Below are 7,225 nucleotides of genomic sequence, written 5' to 3'. Positions count from 1 at the left end.
GCGCCGACGGCAGCCGCCGCCGTCGCTCGGCCCGGCCCACGCTTCCTTCGCGGAGGGACTGCCGGTGGCCGAGACGCCGGCGGGGCTGCCGTCGGCGCCCGTCGCCACGCCGCCGTACCCCGGGTGACGTACTCGGCGCCGCAGACCGCCTCCGTCGGTCGAAGCGAGGCGGAGGCACGCGCGCGGGGGCACGAGGTGGTGGTCGGCACCATGCCGCCGACCGCCGTCGCGAAGGGACTGGTGCACGGGCGGGGCGGCACGGTGAAGGTCGTCACGGAGGCCGGCGGGCGGGTGCTGGGCGTGCACCTGGTGGGCCCCCACGTGTCGGAGATGGTCGCCGGGAGCCGGCTGATCGTCGGCCGGGACGCCGAGCCGTCGGACGTGGCCCGGCACATCCACCCGCATCCGACGCTCTCGGAGGCGGTGGGCGAGGTGTTCTGACTCTGGCGGGCCGCGGACTGCACCAGCGGTGGCCCCGCACGGCGGCCGGCGGCGGACCGCCCGGACCCCGTCCGCCGGGCCCTTGACACCGCCCCGCGGCCGTGGGGTACTGCGCAGAGCGGAGTCAGTGGTCGTGACGGGGGGTGATTCCGCTGCCCGAACGGTGCTATCCGACGGTGGCCGAACTGGTCTCCTCCGCCCGTGCGCTGGCCGCGCAGCGGCCCGATCTGTGCGTGCTGCGGCAGGTGGGGGCCTCCCGCGCGGGCCGGCCGCTGCACCTGCTGTCCGTGGGCCGTGCCCGGCGTGCCGTGCTGGTGGTCGCCGGCGCCCACGCCAACGAGCCGGCCGGCGGGAGCACGCTGCTGGCGCTGGCCCGGCGGGTCCTCCAGGAGCGGGAGCTGCGCAGCGGCACGTCGTGGCACTTCCTGCTGTGCGCGGACCCCGACGGGGCGAGCCTCCATGTGATGGCGGCACCGCGCAGTCTGTACGACTACCATCTCGGGTTCTTCCGCCCCGCGGGGCCGGAGCAGCCGGAGTGGGCGCCGTCGGTGCTGCCGCCCGACCGGCTGCCGCCCGAGACCCGCGCCCTGCTCGGGGTCATCGACGAGCTGCGGCCCTATCTCCAGGTGTCCCTGCACGGCACCGACCTGGGCGGCAGCTGGGTGCAGTTGACGAGGGACGTGCCGGGGCTCGCCGAGCCGTTCGCCAAGTCCGCGGCGGAGCTGCACATCCCGGTGGAGGCGGGCGCCTCGGACGCGGCGGGCTGGCCGGCGTCCGGTCCCGGGGTGCGGGTGATGCCCGCGCCGGAGGCCGGACCGGCCTATCCGAGCCTGCCGGACGACGCCCGGCACAGCACCTGGTACCACGCCCACCGGTACGGCGGTCTGACCGCGGTCGTCGAGGTGCCGATGTGGGCCGGCGCCGTGGTGGACGACCCGGCGCCGCACCCGGCGCCGGCCGCCGCGCTGCAGGTGCTCGCGGACCGGCTGCTGCGCGACGCGGGCGAGGTGCGCCGGGTGCTGCGGGACGCGCGGCCCCGGCCCGGGGACACCGACGACCCCCTGCTGAGGGCGGCCGTCTGGGGGCTGGATCTGGTGCCGGGCCTGGCCTCCGACCTGGTCCGCACACCACCCGCCGACGGCACGAGGGCGTACGTGGGCAGCGTGGACGCGTTCGCGCGCCGGGTGCCGCTCAGGGCGGCGGCCATGCTGCGGCGGGCGCTGAGCGGGACCGACGCGCACGCGGCGGCGCGTCTCGAGCGCCTGGTCGCGCTGTGGAGCGACGCCTTCGCCGTGCACTTCCGCGCCCGCTGGGTGCCCGTGGAGCACCAGGTCGAGCACCAGTCCCGCACGGTGGTCGCGGCGGCGCTCCACGCGCGCGAGCGGGCGGTCTGAGACCGCCCGGCGCCCCGGCGCCCCGGTCCCGCGAACGGTCCCGGACGGGCCCTACGGGCCGTCCAGCGCGAAGACCGAGCCGGTGCGGGCGGTCATCACGCAGTGGTTCGGGAAGGTCTCCGTGTACGCGACGGACCGTCCGCCCCACTGCCCGTGCGCGCGGGCGGTCACCGGGGCGTGCACCATCGGGCAGTGGACGTCCTTCGGCGGGATGGCCGCGATGTCCCCGCCCGCCGCGGCCAGTTCCGCGCACGCCTCGGCGGCGTGCCGGTGACCCCGGGGCGGGTCGCACAGCAGCAGGTCGCCGCTCGACGCGGCGGACCGCTTCTCTCCCCGCTCGACCGTGAGCAGGAGCCAGTTGTCCCGGGCGGTGTGCCCGGTGTCCGCCGGTGCGGGAGCGGCGCAGGCGAGCAGGGCGACGGCGGCCAGCAGTCCGCCCCGTACCACGTTCACTGAGGAGTGCGTCATGTCCGGTGCATCGGCACGACGGCCGCCGAACCCCAGCCCGGCTCACCCGAACGGGAGCGTGCGCCCGGGTGCCGCACGGCCGGACCGGCGGCACCGCCCGCGAGGGCGCGGAAGGCGAAGTCCCGCGCGGTGCCCGTTAGTTGCCCGAGAGGCGGTAGCTGATCCGGCCGAAGCCGACCTGGTCGCCCTCACGGACGACGGCCGCGCCGATCACCCGGCGCCCGTTCACCGTCGTGCCGTTGGTCGAACCGAGGTCCCGCAGCACCCACATGCCGCCCTGGTGGCGGAGCTCGGCGTGCACCCGGGAGACCGTCTCGTGGGTGAGCCGCAGTCCGCAGCCGGGGTCGCGCCCTATGCGCAGCGGGTGACCGGTCGCCGGGTGCGGCAGCAGCAGTTTGGGCAGCCGCTCGGCCCGCCAGGCCCTGCGCAGCCGCACGGTGAACCCGGAGACCGCCTCGACGGTGCCGAACACCAGACGGGACAGCCGGCTCTCCGTGGGCAGGTCGGCGGTGAGCGCGGCGAGCTCGTCGGGGCGGCGGGCGGTGAGCGCGAGTTCCATGCGCCGGATGTACGTGTCGTGGGACAGCCGACCCGCCGCGACGCCGTCCCGCAGTACCTCCAGCGCCTTGTCGCGCTCCGCGTCGGAGACCCGCGCGGGGTGGGTGGGGAACTCGAAGGACGACGTCACGCCGCTGATTGTCGGTCAGCACGGCCGGGCTGTCCAGAAAACCCGGGACGGCCGCCCCGCGCGCATCCGGCGACACCCGCCGCGAAAGGGAGAATTCACCGGCACCGCGATCATTCATGCAGCACGATGGACGGGCTACATCACGGTGAGCAGACGAAGGGGAACCGTCCGTGCAGTTCGAGGTGTGGGCACCGCAGGCCGGCCGAGTGACGCTCCAGTGCGACGGCGTCACGCGCGCGATGGAGCGCGATCCCGAACGGGAGGGGTGGTGGCGGGGGGAGGCCGAGGCGCACGACGGCTCCCGGTACGGCTTCGCGCTGGACGGCGGTCCCGTGCGGCCCGATCCGCGCTCGCGCCGGCAGCCGGACGGCCCCGACGGGCCGAGCGCGGTCGTCGACCACGCGCGGTTCGCCTGGCGCGCGCAGTGGGGCGGGCGCCCGCTGCCCGGCGCGGTGCTGTACGAGCTGCACGTCGGCACGTACACGCGCGAGGGCACCTTCGACGCGGCCGCCGAACGGCTCGGGCACCTCGCCGAGCTGGGCGTGACGCACGTGGAGCTGATGCCGGTGTGTCCCTTCCCGGGCCGGCACGGGTGGGGGTACGAGGGGGTGTCGCTGTGGGCGGTGCACGAGCCGTACGGCGGTCCCGAGGGACTGAAACGGTTCGTCGACCGGGCGCACGCGCTGGGCCTGGGCGTCGTCCTCGACGTGGTGCACAACCACCTGGGGCCGTCCGGCAACTACCTCCCGGAGTTCGGCCCGTACTTCACGGACACCCACCACACCCCGTGGGGCGCGGCGGTCAACCTGGACGCCCCCGGCTCCGACGAGGTGCGGTCGTACCTCGTTCAGAGCGCGCTGGCGTGGCTGCGGGACTACCGGATCGACGGGCTGCGGCTGGACGCGGTGCACGCGCTGGTGGACACCCGCGCGCGCCACTTCCTCGAGGAGCTGTCCGAGGCCGTGGACACCCTCGCCGCCGACACCGGCCGGCCCCTGTTCCTGATCGCCGAGTCGGACCTGAACGACCCCCGGGTCGTCACACCGCGCGAGGAGGGCGGGTTCGGGGTGCACGCCCAGTGGAACGACGACTTCCACCATGCCCTGCACACCGCGCTGACCGGCGAGTCGCAGGGCTACTACGCCGACTTCGCGCGCGCTCCCCTGGCGGCCCTGGCCAAGACGCTCACCGGCGGCTTCTTCCACGACGGCACGTACTCCAGCTTCCGGGGCCGGCACCACGGCCGCCCCCTGGACCGCGACCGGGTGGCCGGGCACCGGCTCCTCGGTTACAGCCAGACCCACGACCAGGTCGGCAACCGCGCCCGGGGCGACCGCCTGGCCGCGCTGGTCTCCCCCGGGCTGCTGGCGTGCGCGGCGGCCCTCACCCTGACGGCTCCCTTCACGCCCATGCTGTTCATGGGCGAGGAGTGGGCGGCCGGCACACCCTGGCAGTTCTTCACCGATCACACCGACCCGGAGCTGGCCAGGGCGGTGCGCGACGGCAGGCGCCGGGAGTTCGCGGCGCACGGCTGGGCCGAGGAGGACGTGCCCGACCCGCAGGACCCCGCCACCCGCGACCGCTCCTGCCTGGACTGGTCGGAGCCGGAGCGCGACCCCCACGCGCGCGTGCTGGCCTGGTACCGGCTGCTCGTCGCCCTGCGCCACGAGCAGCCGGACCTCACCGACCCCGACCTCGGCGACACCAAGGTGGCCTACGACGAGGAGCGGCGCTGGCTGGCCTTCCGGCGCGGGGACGTCCGGGTGGCCGTGAACCTCGCCGGCGAACCGGCCGCGGTCCCGCTGGGCGCCCCCGGCGCGCGCGTGCTCGCCGCGTGGGAGCCCGTGCGGGCGCCCGGTCCGGACGGGGTGCTGCACCTGCCCGGGGAGTCGGCGGTGGTCCTGCTCCAGGAATGACGGCCGGCGGCGTCCTGCCGCCCCCTAGAGCACGTCGTCCCCGTGGCCGAAGTCCGTCACCCGCTCCAGCAGGATCGGCTCCCAGGCGCGCCGCAGCCGGGTGCGCAGCAGGGGCAGCGGGCCGGCGCCCCGGCCGGCGAGCCCCTCGGCGAGGCCGAGGAGGCAGTCGCAGCGGGCCAGCCACAGGCCGCGCAGACAGGGGCGGGCGCCGTAGCCGGCCAGGGTGGCCGCGCGCACCGCGGCCGGGGCCCCCACGGCGAGCGCGAGAGCCGCGATGTCCTCGGCCGGGTCGCCGATCACCGCCGCGTCCCAGCCGAGGACGCCGCGCACCCGGCCGTCGGCGCTCACCACGAGGTGTCCGCCGGTGAGGGCGTGGTGGACGAGGACCGCCGGGCCGGACTGGGCGGCGAGCTGGACCGTGGCGGGCGGGGTGAGCTGGTTCAGGCGGGCGGGGTCGAACTCGTCGGCCTCGGCGAGCCGTTCGGCGGCCCGTCCGGCAGCCCGGCGCAGGGTCTCCAGGGGGCGAGGGGGCACCCGCGGCACACCGAGCGTCTCCGCCTGCCGCACCGGCGCCTCGCGCAGTCCCGTGAGCAGTCCGGCCAGGTCGGCCTCGCCGACGGCGGACACGGCGTGCTCCTCGCCCGTCCCGCCGGGCACCCTGGTGTCGAGGGTGCAGAACAGACCGGGCGCCCACTCGCCGTGCGCCACGCTCACCGGCAGCGCGACCGGGACGTGCGGGCGGACGAGCTCGCGCAGGCGCAGTTCGCGGCGGTACCGCACGCCCGTCTCGCGGTCCGGGGCGAGCCGCAGCACGTGGCGGGTGCCGACCCACCAGGTGGCGGGCTCGGCGCCGCCGACGGCGGGCCGGACCTCGGGTCCGGCGGCGGCCTCCGCGCCGCCGCCCCTGCCGTTCTTCAGCAGGGAGCGGGCCAGTCGGCGGACGGTGTCCGCGGTGGGTGTCGGTGCCTGGGTCATGGTCGTGCCGTTGCCGTTCGAGGGGCGGGGATTCGAGGGGCGGGGAGGGGACGGACGGAACCTCTCAGTCCACTATGACCATCTCCCGCGCGGTGTCGTTCAGGCGCCGCCCGCCGTCCTCGGTCACGGTCACGATGTCCTCGATCCGCACGCCGAACCGTCCGGGCAGGTAGACGCCGGGTTCGACGGAGAAGCACATACCGGGCACCAGGGGCCGCTCCTCGCCCTCGATCATGTACGGCGGCTCGTGCGTGGTGACGCCGATGCCGTGCCCGGTGCGGTGGATGAAGTACTCCCCGTACCCGGCGTCGGCGATGACCGCGCGGGCGGCCCGGTCGACCTCCTGGCAGGCGACGCCGGGCCGTACCGCGCGAAAGCCCGCCTCCTGGGCCTCGCGCACCAGGTCGTGCACCCGGCGCTCCTCGTCGGTGGGTTCGCCGACGTGGACGGTGCGGGAGGTGTCCGAGCCGTAGCCGTCCTTCAGGCCGCCGAAGTCGAGGACGACCATGTCGCCGCGTTCGATGACGCGGTCGCCGACCTCGTGGTGCGGGTTGGCGCCGTTCGGGCCGGAGGCGACGATCGTGAAGTCGACCTGGGAGTGCCCGAACCGCCTCAGCAGCGCGGCGAGATCGGCGGCGACGTCGGACTCCCGGCGGCCGGCGAAGGCGACCTGCCGGATCTCCTCGAAGGCGGCGTCGGCGGCGGCCCCCGCGGCGGCCAGGAGGTCCAGCTCCGCCGCGTCCTTGACGGCGCGGAGCATCGGCAGGGCCTCGGTGAGGGAGGCGTACGACGTGCCGGGCAGCGCCCTCTGCAGCCCCAGCAGGTGCAGGGCCCAGGTGTTGTCGCTGATGCCGAGGGGGGCGCCTCCCACGCCCTTCGGGCCGCGGAGGAGGCCCTCGGTGTCGAGCAGGGCGGCGGTGACCGCGTAGGGGTCCTTGCCGTCGGTCCAGTCGCGCAGGGTCAGCGCACGGGCGGCGGGGGCCCGCTCGGCGTCCGGGGCCTCCAGGGTGGGGACGACCAGCACCGGGTCCCGGCCCGCGGCCAGGACCAGCAGGGTGAGCCGTTCGGTGACCGCGGTGGGCGTGTACCCGGTGAGCCACACCAGGTCCGGGCCGGGGGCCACGAGCAGCCCGGCGAGTCCGGCCTCGGCGGCCTGCCGCGCCGCACGCTCCATGCGGGCCCGGTAGTCGTCGGCGGTGAAGGGTGCGGGCGCGGTGCCGGTCATCCGGGCCTCCCGGGGCGGACGTAGGGACTACGGGCAGCATCCTGCCCGGCGGGCGGGGGCGGCGCGAGCCGGTTCACGGTGTTCGTCCGGGCAGCGCGCCGCGCCCGCCCGCCGGGCA

The 7,225-nt window shown here is 76.3% G+C and carries 6 protein-coding genes and 1 pseudogene; 3 read left to right on the top strand and 4 right to left on the bottom strand.

All coding sequences use genetic code 11. From position 1 onward, the window contains the following. Both B7L92_RS32215 and B7L92_RS32210 read left to right on the top strand, forming a co-directional pair. Positions 1 to 527 (top strand): annotated as a pseudogene (locus B7L92_RS32215) (oxidoreductase dimerization domain-containing protein); the annotation flags it as partial. Positions 528 to 617: 90 nt separating this feature from the next. Then, positions 618 to 1,835: a M14 family zinc carboxypeptidase gene (locus B7L92_RS32210; RefSeq protein ID WP_438364039.1), complete on the top strand. Its 1,218-nt coding sequence runs from the start codon at positions 618 to 620 to the stop codon at positions 1,833 to 1,835. 51 nt (positions 1,836 to 1,886) lie between these two features. On the opposite strand, the gene B7L92_RS32205 is transcribed toward B7L92_RS32210, so the two are convergent. Both B7L92_RS32205 and B7L92_RS32200 read right to left on the bottom strand, forming a co-directional pair. Then, positions 1,887 to 2,303 carry an SSI family serine proteinase inhibitor gene (locus tag B7L92_RS32205; protein WP_170102268.1) on the bottom strand — a complete coding sequence of 139 codons (417 nt, stop codon included), beginning with the start codon at positions 2,301 to 2,303 and terminating at the stop codon, positions 1,887 to 1,889. A gap of 136 nt (positions 2,304 to 2,439) precedes the next feature. Further along, positions 2,440 to 2,991 (bottom strand): FHA domain-containing protein, encoded by a 552-nt coding sequence (locus tag B7L92_RS32200; RefSeq protein WP_081240828.1) that lies wholly within the window; start codon positions 2,989 to 2,991, stop codon positions 2,440 to 2,442. Between the two features lie 170 nt (positions 2,992 to 3,161). Between B7L92_RS32200 and treZ the strand changes: the two genes are divergently transcribed. Next, entirely contained in the window at positions 3,162 to 4,907 is a 1,746-nt protein-coding gene (gene treZ / locus B7L92_RS32195) for a malto-oligosyltrehalose trehalohydrolase (RefSeq protein ID WP_081240827.1), read from the top strand. A gap of 24 nt (positions 4,908 to 4,931) precedes the next feature. On the opposite strand, the gene B7L92_RS32190 is transcribed toward treZ, so the two are convergent. Both B7L92_RS32190 and B7L92_RS32185 read right to left on the bottom strand, forming a co-directional pair. Continuing rightward, complete coding sequence (locus B7L92_RS32190; protein WP_081240826.1) at positions 4,932 to 5,882, bottom strand: aminoglycoside phosphotransferase family protein; 951 nt, start codon at positions 5,880 to 5,882, stop codon at positions 4,932 to 4,934. Between the two features lie 64 nt (positions 5,883 to 5,946). Then, positions 5,947 to 7,107 (bottom strand): aminopeptidase P family protein, encoded by a 1,161-nt coding sequence (locus B7L92_RS32185; protein WP_081240825.1) that lies wholly within the window; start codon positions 7,105 to 7,107, stop codon positions 5,947 to 5,949. Positions 7,108 to 7,225: the final 118 nt, after the last annotated feature.

It is taken from the genome of Streptomyces viridosporus (assembly GCF_002078235.1).
In the GTDB taxonomy this organism is placed as follows: Bacteria; Actinomycetota; Actinomycetes; order Streptomycetales; family Streptomycetaceae; genus Streptomyces; species Streptomyces viridosporus.
Note: the sequence above shows the minus strand (reverse complement) of the source record. Positions and strands in the feature narration are given on the sequence as shown.